Here is a 17,603-nt window from a genome sequence, read left to right as displayed (position 1 = left end):
AACTGTTGATCAAGGCCGCGTGGCGGGTTGTTGATCTTGATCAGTCGGTCGATCGACGTCAGGGCGTGGTGGTAGCCCGACGCGGGGTCGGGTTCCTCCAGAAGCTGTCCGTCGGGATCGGGATCGTGGTGTTCAGGTGACCGGCTGTGGCAGTGCCGCGAGGCGGGTGAACGCGGTGACCAGTTGCTCGGCCCAGGGCCAGCCTTCGGCGACGCGTAGCTTCGTGCGTCGTGCCGAGCGGGTGATCCGCGCCGGGACGTGCAGCAGTCGGTACCGCAGCTTCTTGGGTTCGGCTGTGGCGAGGTCGCCGTCGAGTAGCAGATGCTGGGTCCAGGCGAGCAGGTCGATACCGGTGAGGGCGAGTTCCAGCCAGGCGGCGTTGATCGCGAAGACCCGTGAGGGGAAGCGGCCGAAGCCGGTGTCCTTGCCGGTGCGGATGCGGTCTTCCACGCGGGCGTGGGCGCGGTGTCGGGCCTCCAGGAACTGGATGCTGCCGCGGCCTGGCGGGGTGTCGGTGGCCGTGACCTGGTGGCGGAACCCTTCGATGGTGTCGAACAGCGACAGTTGCGCGCCGGGGTGGGGGCGTTCGCGGCGCACGATGAACCGGGTGCCTTCGGGGTAGCCGTCGTCGGGTACCAGACCCGTGATCTCGCAGACTTGCGCCCCGTCACGCGGCTCGCCGTCGGCGTCGATGGCGGGGATCCAGCCGGTAGCGGCTCGGATCGCGTCGCGGATCGGTTCGGTGATGGCCACACCCACGGAGAAGAAGGTGTTGATGCCGTGCTCGCGCAGGCTGCGAATGTGGGCCAGGAATCCTTGGGTGCAGCCGGCCGAGTCGCAGCGGATGAGGATCTCGGTGCCGTAGCGGTGGGCGTCCGGGATCTGTTCCAACGCCGAGTTCAGGACGGTGATGTGGTCGGCGGTGGTGTTCGACCCGGCCCGACCCTCGCGCAGCAGCCCCGACAGCGCCTCACGGGTGTTGTCCAGGAAGCAGAACAGCGGGTGATAGCCGAAGGTCTTCTTCCAGGTACGGGTGGCCGATTCCTTCTCCGAGTGGCAGATCACGATCGAGGCGTCCAGGTCCAGGACGAGACCGGGGACCGGCTGGCCAGCGGCGGTCGCGGCCGGTATGCCGTCGCGGGTCTCGCCCATCTGCGCCCAGGCGACCTCCCGTGCCCGTGCGCGAGCCATCCGCAGCGACACCAACGCTTCGCTGTCCAACCCGGACAACACCCGCCACGCGGTGGCATCCGAGGCCACCGCGCCGAACAGACCGCTCTGGTCCCGCAGCACCGCCAGGTCACCGATCGCCTCACCGCCATCGGCGATCGTCACCGCCAGATCCACCGCGACCCGCCCCGGATCGTGACCGCCCCGCCGCTGCCGTAACCCCGACAGGGCTTCGCTGAACGCCCCGGTCAACCCCGCCGCGTCAGCGACGTCAGTCAACAGACGAGCACCAGCGTGGCCGACCACGCCACGTCCGTCGCCGCTGACGATGATCTTCGGGCGTGTTCCGGTAGCCTTCACCTGACAGGTGCCTTCCGTCCGGGATAGATGAGACCCTCAGCAAGTCCTATCTTCCCAGGCCGGAAGGCATCTTCCTTTCAAGATCCACTGAGCTGATCTCAGCAACGCGAATGTGTTGATTGGTGCGACACGGATGAAGGCGCTCAGACCGGACAGCGCTGGAAGTGGACGTGAGGTCCTCGGTAGGTAGTTCTCACCACAAGATCACCCACACGGTGAGGACCCCACGTGATCGCATATCGTGCCATGGTCGACGTCCCGAGGGAACTCGTGCAGTACCTCGGCCGGCTGCTCGCCGCGGAACGCCGAGCCAAGGGGACACGGCGCGGCACCCGCGCGTTGACCTGCTTCTACCAGGCACTGCTGGTGCTGGTCTGGTTCCGCAAGGCCGAGGACATCACCCTGCTCGGTGCCGGGTTCGGCATCTCCCGGGCGACCGCGTACCGCTACCGCGACGAGGGCATCGCCGTGCTCGCCGCGCAGGCGCAGGACCTGCACACCGCGCTGCGCCGAGTCGCCGACGACGGCTGGTCCCATGTGATCCTCGACGGCAAGCTGTTCGACTGCGACCGGCTCACCGAGACCACCCTGTCGGTCAAGGGCGAGACCATCGACGCCTGGTACTCCGGAAAGCACCGAGACTTCGGCGCGAACATCCAAGCGATCATCCGTCCGGACGGACTGCCGATCTGGACATCGACGGCGATGCCCGGGCACCTGCACGACACCAGCTGTGCCCGCGAACTTGGGGTGACCGCTGCGCTGAACTGGTCCGCCGCCGAACTGGACCTGCCCGCCCTGGCCGACTCCGGCTACGAAAGCGCAGGTCATGGCATCAAGACTCCGGTCAAGCAGCCTGCTGACGGCAGCCGTCTCGCACCCGACAACCGCGCCTACAACCGGCTGCTGCGCGGGCTGCGCTGGCAAGGCGAACGCGGCTTCGCCATCCTGATCGGACGCTGGAAAACGCTACGCCACACCACCGCCAGCCCACGCCGGATCGGCGACATCGTCGCAGCCGCGCTGCACCTGACTCATTTCGAATACAAATACCTACCGCAAAGTCGCTGAGATTACTTCACTATATGGACCCGCCCTTAATGAAGGGCTGAGGCTAGGCGTGCAGCGAGGCGCGGTAGGCGAGATGGCCCCAGGCGATCCCATGGTCCGCAGCCATTCGCACCGTGCCAATTTGCCGTCCTGCCGCTGTATCAAACACTTCCAGATGCTCACCGATCCAGATGCCCCCTGCGTCGAAGAGGACGTAGTGGTTGGGGCAGAGACAAAGGATGTTATTGATCGAATCGGGACCGTTGTGAGGGCGACCTAGGGGGCGGACGTATGCAGCCTCCGCGTAGGGGCCGGCAGGGGTTTCTAGCCTGGTGTCGCAGATCTGACACCGGTATTCGTAGATCTGCTTGACCTTCACTGCGAGTGCGGTGCTGTGCACGAGACGCTGGATCACCGCCGGGACATGGGGTGCTGTCCCGGTCTCTTCCCGGGCCGGTGCCCGGTCGACGTTGTCGAGGCTGACAAGTCGAAATCTCCAGATGCGGAAGCCGTCTTTGCCGTCCGCGCGCCAGTGATCGACTACTCGAAAGAGCCCGTCATAGCGGAAGCCCGTGGATGGCGAGAAGGATAGGTCGCCACCGGCGCCGCGGATGACACGTACGGGGTTGCCCTCAACCTGGTTACGGGCTAGGCCGGCGTTGCCGAGGGTGAGATCCTGGTGAGCGACCTGTCGTTTGCTGGAGGGATCGTTGCCTCCTTGACCGGTGTAAATAATCTCGTCGCCGTAGTCGTCATCGTCAACGTAGCCCCCTGACACGACGATGGACTCGGCGCCGTCCTTGCCGCCGCAGATCCCGCCCTGAAGCGGCCGGTGGACCTTCGAGGCGGCCAGCTTTGCTCGATTTGGAAACGTCGACCCAACAGGAAACCCCGAGATCTCCCCGTACGTCCGCCCACTCATGTCGGCACCGTAAACCATACGGCCAACAACCTCTCGCCGCCTACCGGGAGACGTGGTCCGCTGGCGGGACAGGCCCGCCCGAACGTGGCGCGGATTCCGGCTATGTTGGTCGTACACCCGTGCGCCCGACTTCCTCCGCGCCGTGAACCGGCTCGAGGCGGGGATTCGTAGATGCCCATGAAGGGGTTCACGTCGCAGAAGTGGAGCGTTGTGCCGAGCGAGGGCGGAGAGTCGCCGAAACCTAGGTGGGAGTGTCGGATTCCGGACAAAATGCGCCAGCCGGAGTGAGAGCAAACCCCTGCACCGGTTGCGCAGCGACACTCGGGTGACAGGGCGGGTCGCGGCTCGCCAAGGCTCCCCTTTCGGGATCGTCTCGCGAGAGCGCGGGCCGGCTGACCTGCCAGAAGCGGCAGTGCCGAGGCCGCAGTTGCCCTACGGCAATATCAACTTCGTAGGTTATTGACACCGCAGAGAGGTGATCCGGGACCGGCTGAAGGGTTGAGGCATCGGGGTCCCGTCGACCCGAGCCGTACGGGTAGTGTCCCCGGCACACCTTGTGGGGAGGTGGGGGCGGGCTTGCTGGGTTGTAGGTGCCGCCAGGACTGGCAACGCCATGAATCGCTTAGCAGCACAGCGAGCCTCGCCGTCCCTGCGCTCGGCGGACTGGAGGATCAAGGCTGGTGCTGCGCGATCTCGACCTGCGGCCCGACTACCGCTCCGGCCGCGACGCACTGCTCGACGAGTTCTATGTGCCGTGCCTCCAGGAGTCGGTGCTTTACGACCGGGCTGTCGGATTCTTTAGTAGCACATTGTTTCACGTTGTTGCCCTGGCCTACTCGGACTTCGTACGGCGCGGTGGCCGAATGCGGCTGATCTGCTCACCAGCCCTTAAGCCCGAGGACTTCGAGGCGATGAAGCAGGCAGATGCAATCAGCCGGTGGGCCCAAGAGACAATTCGCGCCGAGCTGCAGGAGTTGCTTGACCGGCCGGAGACTATGCCTGCCACAAGGTTGTTGGGTACGTTGGTCGCCAACGACATCGTAGAAGTTCGAATCGCCTTTGCGGATAATCCAGGTGGGATCTTTCATGACAAGCTGGGCGTCTTCGAAGACGCTGAGGGGCGACGCGTATCATTCGTCGGTAGCGCCAACGAGACGTGGGCGGCGTGGGGGCTAAACCACGAATCATTTGAGGTGTTCCGCAGTTGGCATGGAGAGTCGGAGCTGCTGAGAACGCGTAACCACGCGGACACCTTTCTGCGTCTTTGGCATGGTCAAGAGACCGGAGTTCGAGTCGAACCCCTCGAGAACGTAACACGCGCGCAGCTACTGGCGGTCGCAGACGAAGATCTTGAACGGGCGCTCGATACCGCACGAGTGCGCCCACGACGTCAAGCCACTGGCCGAACCCTCATGGATCACCAGATTCAGGTGATACAAGATTGGGTAACGAACAATTATCGAGGAATTGTCAACTTCGCGACCGGAGCAGGCAAGACTCTCGCTGCGCTCGAAGCCATCCGTTTGTGGACTCGGCGCGGCAATCCAGCCATTGTGATCGTGCCTGGGCGTGATCTTCACGTGCAATGGACGAGGGAGATCGAAGAAGAACTCCCAGATTGCCAGCTTCTTCTTGCCGGCGCTGGATCGGACAAGGCCGATTGGCACCGCTTGCTGTCAATCTTCACCTCTCCTGGAGCGCCGGGGTCGGTGCCTAGGGTCGTCCTGGCCACCAACGCAACATTCGCGTCCGAGGACTTTCGGCGACGCGTTCGCATGGGAGACCATCTTCTACTCGTCGCCGATGAGATGCATCGGACTGGCAGTGCTCGTGTGTCGGCCGCCCTGGAGTCGTTTCGCTGCGGCGGTACGCTTGGGCTGAGCGCCACATACCGACGCCAGTTTGATGAACCAGGGACGGCTCGGCTTCTAGCGTTCTACGGCCCGATCTTGCAGCCGGTGATCGGGCTAGGAGAAGCCCTCATCCTCGGTCAGCTTGTGCCATATGACTACCGGCTGCACACCTTGTGCCCAGACGATGACGAGATGGAGCAGTACGCTCAACTCACGGAACAGATCAGTCGGGCGGTCGCGCAAAGCGGTGTAGGCAACGAGATTACTGACTACCTTAAGATGCTGCTCATCAAGCGTGGACGTATCTTGAAGCAGGCGCGCGGCAAGGTGCCAATGGCCGCCAGGATCCTCCGCGAGAAGTACCGCGACGGCGATCGGTGGTTGGCGTACTGCGACGATACCGCACAGCTCAATGCGCTCGTCCGCGAGTGTCTCGATGCCGGTCTGCCGACGTTAGAGTTCCATTCAACGATGAGCAGCGAACGCAACACAGTACTGCAGAGTCTCGGCGACTACGGCGGCATTGTCGTCGCCATCCGCTGCCTCGATGAAGGCGTCGACATCCCGGTCACGGACCATGCCCTGATTCTCGCAAGTTCGACAGTCGAGCGCGAATACATCCAACGCCGCGGAAGGGTGTTGAGGCGGGCGCCCGAAAAGCTTAGCGCCGAGATTCACGATTTATTGTTAGTCGATGCTGGTGGAGGGGCGCTTACCCGAGGCGAAGCACTACGAGCCCTCGAGTTCGCGCGCCTGGCTCGCAACTCGTCGGCCCGAGAGCATCTCAAATTACTGTTAGCCCTGAGCCCTGACATCGAGGATTTGCCGAGCTTGGAGAACGACGAGGAGACGGAAGATGACTGACGACGCCGACCCCGCCGGTCAGGGCCGGAATGGCGCCCTTGCGGCTATGCTTGAGGTATGCAGTGAGTCCGATGTTATCGAGCACTATCGCACCATCGCGAGCGGCTTCGATCCCGACGACTACCGGACTTTGATCGACGTCGCCTGGAGACATCAGTTTGACGACGACCGGCTGCATTTCAAGCGCGATATTCGCGATCTACAACAGCATGTCAGCCGACGCGCATTGGAGCGGGTGGAGCGGCCGTGAGCTTGAAGTTTGAAAGCCTATCGCTCAAGAACTTCGGTCCCTACCGTCGGATCGACAACCTTGACCTGGCGACGGATCCAGACGCACCTGTTGTCGTGATCCACGGCGAGAATACGCTTGGCAAGACACAACTCTTCTCCGCGTTGCGCTGGTGCCTCTATGGTGGTTTGCTGCCGCAGCAAGACTCCGCCCAAGCCATGCCCTATCTCGAGCGCCGCTTCAATAATCCGGCTCGCCGGGACGGTGAATCCGCGATGGAGGTCGTCCTCAAGTTTCGAGTGGACGACGAGCTGTATGTACTGACGCGGACCGCTAGGTTCGCGGATGGCCCTCCTCGTGTCTCCGCCGACCTCCGCATTGGTCCGACCGTCATTCCCCGCCTCGGGATCGATGCGGAGATCGGCAAGCTGCTGCACCCACAAATCTCGGAGTTCTTCCTCTTCGACGCAGAGCTAATGCAGCGGTTCTACGACCGATTGAATACCGAACGTGAGCGCGGTTTCATCCGCGATAGCATTGAAACGGTCCTCGGTATACCTGCACTACAGCGCGCCGAGGGCGATGTCACGGATCTCGCCCAAGATGCTTTGAAGCGGCAGGCCAAGGCTGTGCAGGGTGCGGCTGACGCTGAGAGGATCAACAAGCGGCTGGCCAAAATTGCTAACGAGCAGGCGAGCGCTGAAGCCGAGCGCAAGGAGCTTCAGGAGGTATTCCAGAGAACCGAGAACGAACTGCGTCAGGTCCGGGACCAGCTACGGGTCGTTGAAGGACTACAGGCTGATATTCGTGAGCAGGAAACCCTCGAGGCGCTGATTACTTCGGGCCAGCAAACCGAAGCCAAGCTGCGTGAAGATATGAGGCAGTTGCTTGTCGACGGATGGCGTGCGCCGCTGCTTCGCAAGCTGCAAGCTGCGCTTGAGCGAGTCCAAGAGCGAAACACCGCTGCGATTGAACAGCAACGTGCGGTGTCGGATGCTCGTACTCAGGTCGAGGTTTTGCGCGAGCGTCTGAGGGGCGGCATCTGCGTTGCCTGCGGGCAGAGGCTTCCTGCGCCCGATGAGGCGACCCAAGAAGAGTTCGAAAGGGCCAAGGCTCGCTTAGCACGGTTAGAAAGCGAAACCGGAGGCCGCCCGGACCTGGAGCTGGAGCGCAAAATTACGTCGCTGGTCGACCGAAACACCGCTGAGCGGTACGGCGAGAAGCACGCGCAGCTTAGCGATTTGCTCGGGCTCCAGTACCAACGCAAGCGCCAAATTGATCAGATCAAGGATCGGCTCCAAGGAAACGATGCAGCGGCAATACGCGCCCTCGGCGTACGCCAGTCGCGGTTGGACGACCTTGCTGAGTCGACCAGCCGTAAGCTGACACTCGTCGGTCTTAAGATCAACGCCAACAACGTCGAGTCGCAAAAGCTCGCAAAGCAGCTTGACAGGCTTCCAGGCGCGAATCCGAGTGTCGTTCTGGAAGCGAACTTCTTCGGGTACGTCCAGACCCTGCTAAATAGAACTATAGACCGCTATCGAGAGCGAACTCGCGCTGAGGTTGAACGGGCCGCTAGCTCGATGTTCGTTCGCCTTGTCCGCGACCCGTCGGGCTACGGAGGCCTGAGGATCGCCCGCGATTACCGGGTAGAGTTACTTGATACCCACAACATGTCGAGGGAGACAAGTGAGGGCGGCAAACAACTTGTAGCCCTTTCCCTGATCGGGGCGCTGAAAGCGGCGGCGGTGCGAGGCGGACCAGTGGTACTTGACAGTCCTTTGGCTCGTCTTGACCTGGGTCACCGAGCTAACGTACTCCAGACGTGGATTCCGTCCCTCGGTAGCCAGGCGCTTCTCCTCGTGCAGTCCGGCGAGTTGACTGTCGAATCGGCGCGGCGGATCCTAGGCAGCAAACTTGGTCAGGAGTACCGGATCGTAAGACCAAATAATGATCCGGAAGAGGCTGTCATTGAAAGGACGCGTTAACGCTATGCCGCCCCTACGGGAAGACAAGAAGCAGATCGGTCTGACCAAAGTCGGAAAAGAGGCGCTGGCGGCCTTGACGGCCGAAGACCGGTTCGCGAGCGAGAGCGACGCGTACAAGTTCGCTATTGCATATGCAATAGCGAAGGACATGTCGCCAGACGATGCTCCGGACGGCGGCTACGAAACGAAGTTCAACGCGGCTGGTGGGCTAGATCTGGACGGGGTGCTGCGCAATCTCTTGCTTGTGCTGGAAGTTGGGGACCCAGCTAAGCCCTACACCACGGCCGAGCGTTTGGCAGAGGTTGGCATCTGTGCACTTGCGAGACGTATCGAGGACCACGAAAGCTTGGCTGAAATTATGGCGGAGCTAGCGTGATTGCGAATCGGCTCCAACTATGGAATGTGGCCGGTGGATCGTAGACATCTTGGGATGGGCCTCGGTGAGAGTGGAGCGTTTGGCAGCAGCGGCGTGACCTGTCGGTGGCAGTTGCCTGGATACGTTCGCGAGGACGGACGGCCGTAGCAGATGCCTGTCGCCCGTGTGCAGCGGGAGTAGGCCGCCTGACAACTGGGTGGGGGCAAGCAGAAGTCGCCGAAGGGCTCGGCTACTCTCGGCTCATGGTCCCTGTATGTGGGCTAGGCGGTGCTCTCGCCCGCACGGGAGTAGCACAGGGGCAGGCGGTCGCAGCGAGGGCCTCGCACGGACCGACGTCTTCGTTCTGCTTGGCCTCGCGTGTCGGTCACGCGGTCCTGTCGTACTGGTCCGCAAGAATGACAGCGCTGCGAATTTGGGGGAGGTTGTGGACGTGTCGAGAGATGCTCCCGTCATGAACGGCCAGGGTAACGAACGACGGGAGCGGACGGGCGAGGAACATGCTGCGCCCGGGGGCCTTGCGATGCGCGTCCAGAAGGTTCCTGTCGCACGGATCCGTCCCGAGGACGGCCTCGGCCGAAAGCGTGAGCCTGACGGCCACCGGGAGTTGCGCCGGTCGATCGAACAGTTCGGGGTGTTGACGCCCGTGACGGTCCGTGTTGCGCCCGACGGTTCAGGCGACTACCTCCTCATCAAGGGCCAGGGGCGTACCCTCGCTTGCCGGCTGCTGGGGATTGATCAGATTCCGGCCATTGTCGTCGACGACGATTTCGCAGAGGATGCGAAGGTACAGCAGTTTCTGGTTGAGAACGTAGCGCGACTTCGGATGCGCTCGATAGACCGTGCCCTTCTTATCGCGCGCGCCCGACGGACTGGCGAGGAGACCGCGGCCGTAGCGAAGCGGTTCGGCGTATCGGCTGCGACGGTGAGACGGCTGGAGGCCCAACTGGATGGCGTGAGCAACCGAGAGGTCACGGCGCTTAAACAGGGAAACGTCAACCTAACGTTGCACGCGATCATCACGCGATACGTGGAGCCCGCTGAGCGGGGGGACGTTGTCGCGGCACTTGCGCCGTACTCGCTACGAGCTAAGGAGGTCGAGGCGCTCTTTCAAGCGTTGGGGTGGCGAGATTTAATCGAATTGGGCGCCGCTCATCGCATCCAAAGGTTGAAGCTATTGGTCTGGGCGTGCGACACTCTCAGTCACTTGCCGTCCGGTTCGATCAATGACCGGCTTAGTCAGCTCGCGACATTGCTACCAGTCGACTTTGGTGACGAGCCACGTCCAAGGGTGGCGACGCAATGAAGGTTGTTCGGCTCGACCCAGATCAGATGGTCGTAAGCCAGGAATTGAGCCGGTCCGGCAGCGCTAAGCAATTTGAGGATCGACTCCGCTCGTCGATTGAGGAGATTGGTCTGGCCGAGCCGATCAAGGTCGCGCCACTCCCAGGCGGTCAATATTTGGTGGTAGATGGTGCGATGCGGCTTCGGGCCATCAGGGCGATCCGGGACAAAGACCCAGACGTCTTCAAGACTATCCCTGCCTATGTCACCGACTATGAATGTCGTTTTGAGATCCGCTATCAGACGGACATTTATCAAGACCTTCTGCCGAGTCAGCTCGCTGCGCTTGTGGAGCACCTTCACAAGGCGGAGCGGGTCAAGAAGTCGGACATCGCCCGTTACATTGGCGTCTCGCCTGCGACTCTCCGTAACTACACAGGCCTCTGGCGGCTTCTGCAGAGGGGCGGGTTGTTCGCCAAGATTGTTGAGCTGATGGATGTAGGCGTCATTCCTTCATCAAATCCCTACGCCTGGTTGCGGCTAACAGGTGAAGGCCTAAAGTGCGTACTCAAGGACAGCTTCTGCGAGGGCGAGCCCATCGATGCATGGGTGGAGGGACGTATCGCGGCTGCCCGACAGGGTAATACTCTCCGGTTTACCACGAACTTTGTCGAGTCCGCTACGGGCTGCCTGGATCCGCGGTTCTATCGACAAGATGAAGATTCGCGCTCGGTGAAACGAGATCTGGGGCTGCGACGTGCCCCAGATCCTCAACTTTTCGACGTGCCGGCCACGCCTTCGCCACGGGTGAAGGCTGAGCCCCACCCTAGGGTGAAAGGCAATGTAAAGTCGGCCGTCCGGCACTTGTCTAATGTCAGCCGAGAGTCTCGCGAGCCTGTGTTGCAGACCGCCGCTCGATCGTTGAGGAAGTACCTACAGTGAGTACCGCATCTGTGGATTGGCTTGAGGACGCCTTCTTCGAGGCTCCCGAGCGCGGATCGATCGATGGAGGAACGACCACCGCGGGCGACCTCTGGCATGTTGCAAATCCGCGCTGGGGCCATTCGATGCACACAATGTGCTCATATCACGGTATGTTCCCCGCCAAGCTCGCCCACTATTTCATCCAGCGTTACTCTCGGCCCGGCGATGCCGTTCTCGATCCGTTCGGCGGTCGGGGCACCGTGCCGCTGCAGGCCCGCGTGGAAGGCCGGCGGACGCTCGGCAACGACCTGAGCCCGCTTGGCTATGTCTTGTCACGCGCGAAGGCCAATCCACCCTCGTGGGCGGCTGTGAATGAGTTCCTGGACAATCTTGAGAAGCGCTATAAGCGAGCTACTCAAGGTGAGCCGGATGTGTCCCCGGACATCAGGATGCTCTATCATCCCAATACCCTGCGCCAAATTTGTTACTTGCGGGGCGTGCTGCTTAAGCAAGATCTAACTCAGTGGACGTCGGAAGCTGCGATGCTTGCTGGTTCCCTGGCTGGAATCATGCATGGTTCCTTTAGGCGAGACGGAACTTCTCAATACTTGAGCATCAGCATGCCCAACACCTTCAGCATGTCGCCCACATACGTAGAAAAATTTATTCGCGAGAAGGGCCTTGTCGCCCCAGATCAGGACGTATTTGAGCGCCTGCGCGACAAGCTGGCGCGCCTTTACCTTGATTCCATAGACGGGCCAGATGGGACGGTGTTTTTCTCCGACGCACCAGACCTAATGCTGAGCAACAGCGTTCAGCCCGGCAGTGTCGATCTTATCGTAACGTCTCCTCCATATCTGCAAGTCGTCAACTATGGCACCGCAAACTGGATTCGCCTGTGGCTCTTAGGGATCGACGATGTAGGACGCGAGCGAGGCCGCGGCAGGAAAAAGCTTGACGCCGATCTCGACCACCGGCACAACTATGACTCATACCGCAACTTTCTCTTGCGCACGCTCCTCGGAATTCAGCGTGTGCTCAAGCGGGATGGCGTAGCGGCAGTAGTTATTGGCGATGTCGCTGATCCTGGCAAGGAGGCTCTGCCACTCGCAAAGAAGATTTGGGATGACGTCGGAGTGAAAACTGAACTCCGACTTGTCGAATTGATCGGCGACCGGCTCCCCGTCGAGAGCAAAGTTAGCCGCATCTGGGGTGACACCAAAGGCCAGGCTACTGAGAGGGATTGCATCCTCGTTCTAACGCAGCAGGACGGGGAACCATGGGATGGTCCGGGCGTCATTGACTGGGACGAGCCGTATAAGGACGCGGGCCCGGACGCAGCGCATGTTCGCCTAAAGTCTAGGTTCGGCACCAGCGAGGATCCGACAGCAGTGTGAGCCAAGCCAAACGGGAGTATCCCCAGGTGCTCACCGATCGGTAGGAGGAAGGCGCGTGGCGGCCCGGATCCGAGACACGGTCGTCGGCCAGGCCATTTCGACCGGGAATGGCGCCGCAATTACGCCTGCTTCCCGAAAAAGGTGTAGGTGGCGCTTGTAACTTGGGTGGGCGGCAAGCTGCGCCTTGACGTTTGCGAATGCATGCAATGTAATGCCGCTGCAGAGCGCTTCGTTGAGAACGCCGAGCGCGAGAGTATCGCTGATTCCCTGAGCCCACTTGCTTATTGCGTTGAAGGTGGCGAGGGTGTCAGATCTGCTTTGTAAGGGCGTGACCTCTGTTCCGAGTCGTTGAGTGACTCGAGGGAGGACACGCTGTGAGTGATGTGCAGGACACTGTTGAGGTGGGGCGGCGGCGTAGGGATGCCGATGAGCCGCGTCTGGTGGATCAGCAGTAGGCGGAGGCGTTGGTTGCGCAGGCCCGTGAGCAGGGCGTGGATTTGCTCGGGGATGGTGGTCTGTTGCGGCAGATGACCAGGGCGGTGCTGGAGCGGGCGTTGGCGGAGGAGCTGACTGACCATCTCGGTTATGAGGTGGGTGATCCGGCGGGGCAGGGGTCGGGCAACAGTCGCAACGGCTACTCGGGCAAGACGGTCTTGACCGAGGCCGGCGCCATCGACATCGACGTGCCGCGGGACCGTAACGGTACCCACGAGCCGAAGATTGTGCGTAAGGGTCAGCGGCGTCTAATCGGCATCGACAAGATCGTGATCGGGTTGTATGCGCGGGGAATGACCGTGCGCGACATCCAGGCCCACCTGGCGGAGATCTAGGACATCGACGTCTCTCCGGACCTGATCTCCAGGATCACCGACGCGGTTCTCGACGAGGTCAAGGAGTGGCAGTCGCGGCCGCTGGACGCGGTGTGGCGGGTGGTGTTCCTCGACGCCATCGTCTGCAAGGTCCGCGACGGTGGCACGGTCAGGAACAAGGCGGCGCACCTGGCCGTCGGGGTCGACGTCGACGGCAGGAAGGAAGTCCTGGGCATCTGGGTCGAGCAGACCGAAGGCGCGAAGTTCTGGCTGCGGATGATGAACGACCTGCGCGCCCGGGGTCTGCATGACGTCCTCATCGTCGTCTGCGATGGCCTGGTCGGCCTGCCCGCTGCGATCGAGGCCGTCTGGCCCGACGCGATGGTGCAGACCTGCATCGTGCACCTGACCCGGGCGTCGCTGCGGTGGGTGAACTACGCCGATCGGAAGAAGGTCGCCGCGCAGCTGCGCCTGATCTACGGCGCACCGACCGAACAAGCCGCCCGCGACGCCGTTGACGCCTGGACCGACTCGGACGTCGGCCGGCAGTACCCGGCGATCCGCCGGCAGTGGGACGCCGCGTGGGAGCAGGTGATTCCGTTCTTCGCGTTCCCACCGCGGGTCCGCAAGGTCATCTACACCACGAACATGATCGAGTCGATCAACTACCAACTCAGGAAGATCACCAAGACACGCGGACACTCTCCGACCGACGACGCCCTGATCAAACTGCTCTACCTGGGCTGCCGCCAGATCGGACGCACCGCCCGCGCCAGCCGCAGCGGCCGGTCAACCTACAACTGGAAGATCGCCATGAACCAGTTCGACATCATGTTCCCCGGACGCCTGGACAAGGCATAACAACACCAACCAGGTCAGGCCCTTACACAAACGAACTGACAGGCCCGAACTCTCCGCGGCGGCGAGGGCCCGCAGGGTGGTGCGGCTGGTTGCCAGGTCGGCCAGGGCCTAAGCGCGATTGTTCTCCATCAATCTCGGCATGATCGGCTTCGTTCGCACCTCGAACAGGGGCGCACCGTCCCAGGACGGCCGGAGCCGCCCGACCGGCTGCCACCCCCAAGCGTCATACGCATGCTGGGCAGCGGCGTTGTCCGGCCGCACGAGCAACGCCGCCCGTTCCTCAGCCCGACTGCCCATCAACTCGTCGTGCAGTGCCCGAGCGATACCTCGGCGTTGCCAAGAACGCCGCACCACCAACTCGCTGACCCCAAAGGTCCGTCGGCCGTTCTCATCCGTGAAGCCGGACGACATCGACCCCTGAATGCCGTCCCACCAGCGGGTGTCCGCGCCGAGCGGAAACCCGTAGATGTAGCCGACCAACTCGTCACCGGCCCAAGCCGTCACCGCTGCCCAGCCCGGGCGGGGCACGTGCGCCGCGAGCTGCCGCTCGTACCGTTCGGCGGTGTAGAGCGGCCCGTCGTCGGCGTGCGCGTCCAGATACACGTCCACGAGTTGTGTCAGCACCTTCTCGGCCTCAGCGGCGGAGTAGTGGCGCAAGCGCACGTTTTGCACCATCAGGCCAGCGACCCGTCGTACACGTCGAAGAACTGTCGGGCCTCGGACACCGCGCGGTGAGCATCGAGTCCCGACCGCACCTCGGCGAGCACGCGCAGGGTCCGTCCGGAGCGCACCTGGCGAAGCTCAGGTAGGACAGCCAACGCGGCCTGGGCTGCGCCCGGCACATCGCCTTGGCGGATCGAAGCCCTGGCGAGTTGGACCGTAGAGTAGACCCGGTTACGTCGATGCGCGTCAGGAGGGCTGGCCGTGATCGCCCGGAAGCAGGCTGCGGCTCGGTCCGGCCGGTCGAGCGCAAGGTACGAGAGCCCGTTGATGGCCGTGACCTCCTGCTCGGTCACGAACGAGATGAAGGGCAGGTCATCTTCGTGGCTGCCTACTTCGAATGCACTGCGGGCCTTGGTCATCTCCCGCTCGAAGCCGAACGTGTCCCGAAGGATGGCGTGGGCATGCGCTGAGCGAAGGTGGAGCAGCGTAGTCAAGCGCGGTGTAGTCCAGCCGGCAGCGGCACGCAACGCTGCGTCGGCGCAGTGCATCGCTTCGGCTGGCCGCTCCTCGCGAAGTAGCAGCGACATGCAGGCGAGAGCACGTACCTCGACGCGAGCGTCGTCGGCGATGCGCGCTCGGGCGATGGCCTCGTTCAGGTAGGGCCTTGCCTCGGGGCGGCGGTCCGCGTCGATAGCGAGCCAGGCTGCCTGAATCGCCAGGTGTGAAAGTGCGCTTTGAAGCGCTTCGCCCACTGACCGGCTGTACGCGGTCTGTTCAGCCCAGGCGGACAGGCGCTTATGCACCTGCATGGCGATGTCACAGAGTGCGTCCGCGCCTACAGCCGCATCCGCCGAGCGGAACTGGTCGACCAGTGAGGCCGCGTACCGCACCTGCTCCATGCCGAGGTTCGGCGGCGGCTCCGCCCCCGCCGTCAGCAGGTCTAACCCGCTGCCGGCCTGGACGCCAGCCAGCGCGGCTAGAGCGTGAAATTGACGGCGATTCGTACTACCACCTTCTTCAACCCGTGCGCCTGACAACAGTGTAGGTGCCGGTTCGCCCGGTAGGGCGAACCAGAGGCGCGCCGGGGGGATCTTGAGCAACGTGGCCCAATGGGCCAGCCGGTCTAGGTGCACCAGCGCCGGCCCGTTCTCGATCCGGCTCAACTGGGCCTGCGTGATGCCCAGCCACCCCGCCACCACGCTCTGCGGCAGCGGGTTCCGTCCGTGGTACGGGTGGTAGCGGTACGCGCGGATCACCCGTCCCAGGTGCCGTGACACGAGCGCCAGCCGCACCGGCTCGTGTTCCCAGAACGACTCCGGCACCACCGGGGGCGCGCTCAGCCGGTCGCGCTCGGCGGCCTGGCAGGGCGCGCACCGGCCACTGTCGTTGTCGCGGGCCAGGCGTCCGCCACAGCGGGGGCAGTTCGCGTGTATCACCGGCAACCTCGCTCCGCGCGGGTGGCTGTGTCCGATATCGAGCCTAACCATTCAATCCGCTTTGGGGCGGGACGGTATGCATGGCACGCATATCGAGGATGGCGACGGAGGGGTGCCCTTTGCATACGCAGCGTGCATGTCGGCGACGATCACCAGGACATATGAACAGAGACGGCCAAGGTCGACAGTCGGCGTATGGCCCGGGGCGGGTGCTGGGCTCCGGCGGCGCCGCGTCCCCCGATCGCGGCTGTCCACCGACCCCGCCCGCCCCGGCGCCACCTCACGACACACACCCGACCCCGGAGGCGCCCACCGATGTCCGCCGACTTCCCCGTCCCCACCCCGGTCACCGACGAGGACCTGCTCGTCGCCGCGCACGCTGTGCGCGTACACGTGCCGGAGCGCTGGCCGCAGGGGCCGCTGTGCCGCAGCGAGCGCGTCCCGTACCCCTGCCGGCTGGCCCGGTGGGGGAGGGCGACGCTCGCCGCGGCCGGCGTGCCTGACGAGGCGGTGGGGGTGGTCTGGTGATCTACGTGACCGGGGAGCGGGTGCGGGCCTGGCAGGTGCGCGCGGCCGTCTTCGACACGCGCTGGCGGGGGCTCGACCGGGCGCAGGTGCACGACTACCTGTGCCGGGTGGCCGACGAGATGGACCGGCTCGACCGGGAGCTGACCACCGCGCGCACCGAGTCGGAGCGGATCCGGCAGGCGTTGCGCCAGTGGCAGTCCCGCCACAACGGATGCCGGCGACGTGGCCACGATGACTGAGCCGCGCTGGATCATCCACCTGCCCACCACGCTGACCAGCCGGGCCGCCGCCGCCGAGCTGGCCGCCGCGCTCGCCCGGTCGCTCGGGCACCTGGACGCGGTCGACTTCGGCGAGACCACGCTCAGCGAGGAGGACGCCCAGCACCTGCGCCACCGGGTCTGGTGCGACGTGCGGCTGCCCGACGGTGGGCGCTGCCCGCAACCGGGCGGTCACGCCGGGTCGTGCGGGGCGGCGGAGCTGCGCGGACACCGGTAGCGTCGCCCGGGTGCTGGACACCGAAGACCTGCTGGCCGGGTTCACGCCGGCCCGGCCGTACACGATGGAGGTCGTCGCCGGCGCGCCGGCCGCGCCCGGCGTGCACCTGGTGCTCGACGGCGGCGTGGTCGCCTACGTCGGCTACACCGGCGACCTGCGCGCCCGCCTGCGGCAGCACCTCATCGGCAACCGCGACTCGTCGGTGCTGCACGACCAGGTCGGCCAGCTCCTCGACACGCCGGGCCGCGCCGCGACCCGCGACGACATCGCCGGGTGGCTCGGGCGGTGCGAGGTCCGCTGGCAGGAGACCGACAACCCCGAGGGTACGAAGGAAGCGCTGGTCTTGGCGCTGCGTCCCCGCTTCAACCGCCAAGTGCCCCGCCCCCGCTGACGCAAC

The 17,603-nt window shown here is 63.7% G+C and carries 16 protein-coding genes and 1 pseudogene; 13 read left to right on the top strand and 4 right to left on the bottom strand.

Annotation, left to right across the window (positions count from 1 at the left end; translation table 11 throughout):
* Positions 1–132: 132 nt before the first annotated feature.
* Complete coding sequence (locus ABIH81_RS02505; protein WP_047894859.1) at positions 133–1,530, bottom strand: IS1380 family transposase; 1,398 nt, start codon at positions 1,528–1,530, stop codon at positions 133–135.
* 246 nt (positions 1,531–1,776) lie between these two features.
* Between ABIH81_RS02505 and ABIH81_RS02500 the strand changes: the two genes are divergently transcribed.
* Positions 1,777–2,601: a transposase family protein gene (locus ABIH81_RS02500; RefSeq protein ID WP_349881014.1), complete on the top strand. Its 825-nt coding sequence runs from the start codon at positions 1,777–1,779 to the stop codon at positions 2,599–2,601.
* A gap of 43 nt (positions 2,602–2,644) precedes the next feature.
* On the opposite strand, the gene ABIH81_RS02495 is transcribed toward ABIH81_RS02500, so the two are convergent.
* Positions 2,645–3,502 carry a YDG/SRA domain-containing protein gene (locus ABIH81_RS02495; protein ID WP_349878829.1) on the bottom strand — a complete coding sequence of 286 codons (858 nt, stop codon included), beginning with the start codon at positions 3,500–3,502 and terminating at the stop codon, positions 2,645–2,647.
* Positions 3,503–4,182: 680 nt separating this feature from the next.
* Here ABIH81_RS02495 and ABIH81_RS02490 point away from each other — a divergent pair.
* The 8 genes and pseudogenes from ABIH81_RS02490 to ABIH81_RS02455 all read left to right on the top strand — a co-directional run bounded on the left by ABIH81_RS02490 (position 4,183) and on the right by ABIH81_RS02455 (position 14,084).
* The gene (locus tag ABIH81_RS02490) at positions 4,183–6,219 is read left to right on the top strand and encodes a DEAD/DEAH box helicase family protein (RefSeq protein WP_349878828.1); all 2,037 of its coding nucleotides are present in this window, start codon (positions 4,183–4,185) and stop codon (positions 6,217–6,219) included.
* A complete protein-coding gene (locus ABIH81_RS02485) occupies positions 6,212–6,469 on the top strand; it encodes a hypothetical protein (RefSeq protein WP_349878827.1) in 258 nt (85 codons plus the stop codon). Before ABIH81_RS02490 ends, ABIH81_RS02485 begins: the two co-directional genes overlap by 8 nt.
* Entirely contained in the window at positions 6,466–8,436 is a 1,971-nt protein-coding gene (locus tag ABIH81_RS02480; protein WP_349878826.1) for an AAA family ATPase, read from the top strand. The genes ABIH81_RS02485 and ABIH81_RS02480 overlap by 4 nt, the downstream gene beginning before the upstream one ends.
* Before the next feature lie 4 nt (positions 8,437–8,440).
* Positions 8,441–8,812, top strand: coding sequence for a hypothetical protein (locus tag ABIH81_RS02475; RefSeq protein WP_349878825.1), 372 nt, complete (start codon positions 8,441–8,443; stop codon positions 8,810–8,812).
* Between the two features lie 451 nt (positions 8,813–9,263).
* The gene (locus tag ABIH81_RS02470; RefSeq protein ID WP_349878824.1) at positions 9,264–10,115 is read left to right on the top strand and encodes a ParB/RepB/Spo0J family partition protein; all 852 of its coding nucleotides are present in this window, start codon (positions 9,264–9,266) and stop codon (positions 10,113–10,115) included.
* A complete protein-coding gene (locus ABIH81_RS02465) occupies positions 10,112–11,035 on the top strand; it encodes a ParB/RepB/Spo0J family partition protein (RefSeq protein ID WP_349878823.1) in 924 nt (307 codons plus the stop codon). The genes ABIH81_RS02470 and ABIH81_RS02465 overlap by 4 nt, the downstream gene beginning before the upstream one ends.
* Positions 11,032–12,414 (top strand): DNA methyltransferase, encoded by a 1,383-nt coding sequence (locus tag ABIH81_RS02460; RefSeq protein WP_349878822.1) that lies wholly within the window; start codon positions 11,032–11,034, stop codon positions 12,412–12,414. The genes ABIH81_RS02465 and ABIH81_RS02460 overlap by 4 nt, the downstream gene beginning before the upstream one ends.
* A gap of 464 nt (positions 12,415–12,878) precedes the next feature.
* A pseudogene (locus ABIH81_RS02455) lies at positions 12,879–14,084 on the top strand (IS256 family transposase).
* A gap of 108 nt (positions 14,085–14,192) precedes the next feature.
* Here ABIH81_RS02455 and ABIH81_RS02450 read toward each other — a convergent pair.
* Positions 14,193–14,759, bottom strand: a complete 567-nt coding sequence (locus ABIH81_RS02450) for a GNAT family N-acetyltransferase (RefSeq protein ID WP_349878821.1) — start codon at positions 14,757–14,759, stop codon at positions 14,193–14,195.
* Positions 14,759–16,072, bottom strand: a complete 1,314-nt coding sequence (locus tag ABIH81_RS02445; RefSeq protein WP_349878820.1) for a helix-turn-helix transcriptional regulator — start codon at positions 16,070–16,072, stop codon at positions 14,759–14,761. The genes ABIH81_RS02450 and ABIH81_RS02445 overlap by 1 nt, the downstream gene beginning before the upstream one ends.
* A 426-nt stretch (positions 16,073–16,498) precedes the next feature.
* On the opposite strand from ABIH81_RS02445, the gene ABIH81_RS02440 reads away from it, so the two are divergent.
* The 4 genes from ABIH81_RS02440 to ABIH81_RS02425 are packed head-to-tail and all read left to right on the top strand — an operon-like array spanning position 16,499 to position 17,597.
* Complete coding sequence (locus tag ABIH81_RS02440; protein WP_349878819.1) at positions 16,499–16,711, top strand: hypothetical protein; 213 nt, start codon at positions 16,499–16,501, stop codon at positions 16,709–16,711.
* Positions 16,708–16,950 (top strand): DivIVA domain-containing protein, encoded by a 243-nt coding sequence (locus ABIH81_RS02435; RefSeq protein ID WP_349878818.1) that lies wholly within the window; start codon positions 16,708–16,710, stop codon positions 16,948–16,950. The genes ABIH81_RS02440 and ABIH81_RS02435 overlap by 4 nt, the downstream gene beginning before the upstream one ends.
* Positions 16,943–17,206 carry a hypothetical protein gene (locus ABIH81_RS02430; RefSeq protein WP_349878817.1) on the top strand — a complete coding sequence of 88 codons (264 nt, stop codon included), beginning with the start codon at positions 16,943–16,945 and terminating at the stop codon, positions 17,204–17,206. The genes ABIH81_RS02435 and ABIH81_RS02430 overlap by 8 nt, the downstream gene beginning before the upstream one ends.
* 10 nt (positions 17,207–17,216) lie before the next feature.
* Positions 17,217–17,597, top strand: a complete 381-nt coding sequence (locus ABIH81_RS02425; RefSeq protein ID WP_349878816.1) for a hypothetical protein — start codon at positions 17,217–17,219, stop codon at positions 17,595–17,597.
* Positions 17,598–17,603: the final 6 nt, after the last annotated feature.

This window comes from Micromonospora sp. HUAS YX12 (assembly GCF_040215685.1).
GTDB lineage: Bacteria > Actinomycetota > Actinomycetes > Mycobacteriales > Micromonosporaceae > Micromonospora > Micromonospora tulbaghiae.
This window is presented reverse-complemented; position numbering and strand designations above follow the sequence as displayed.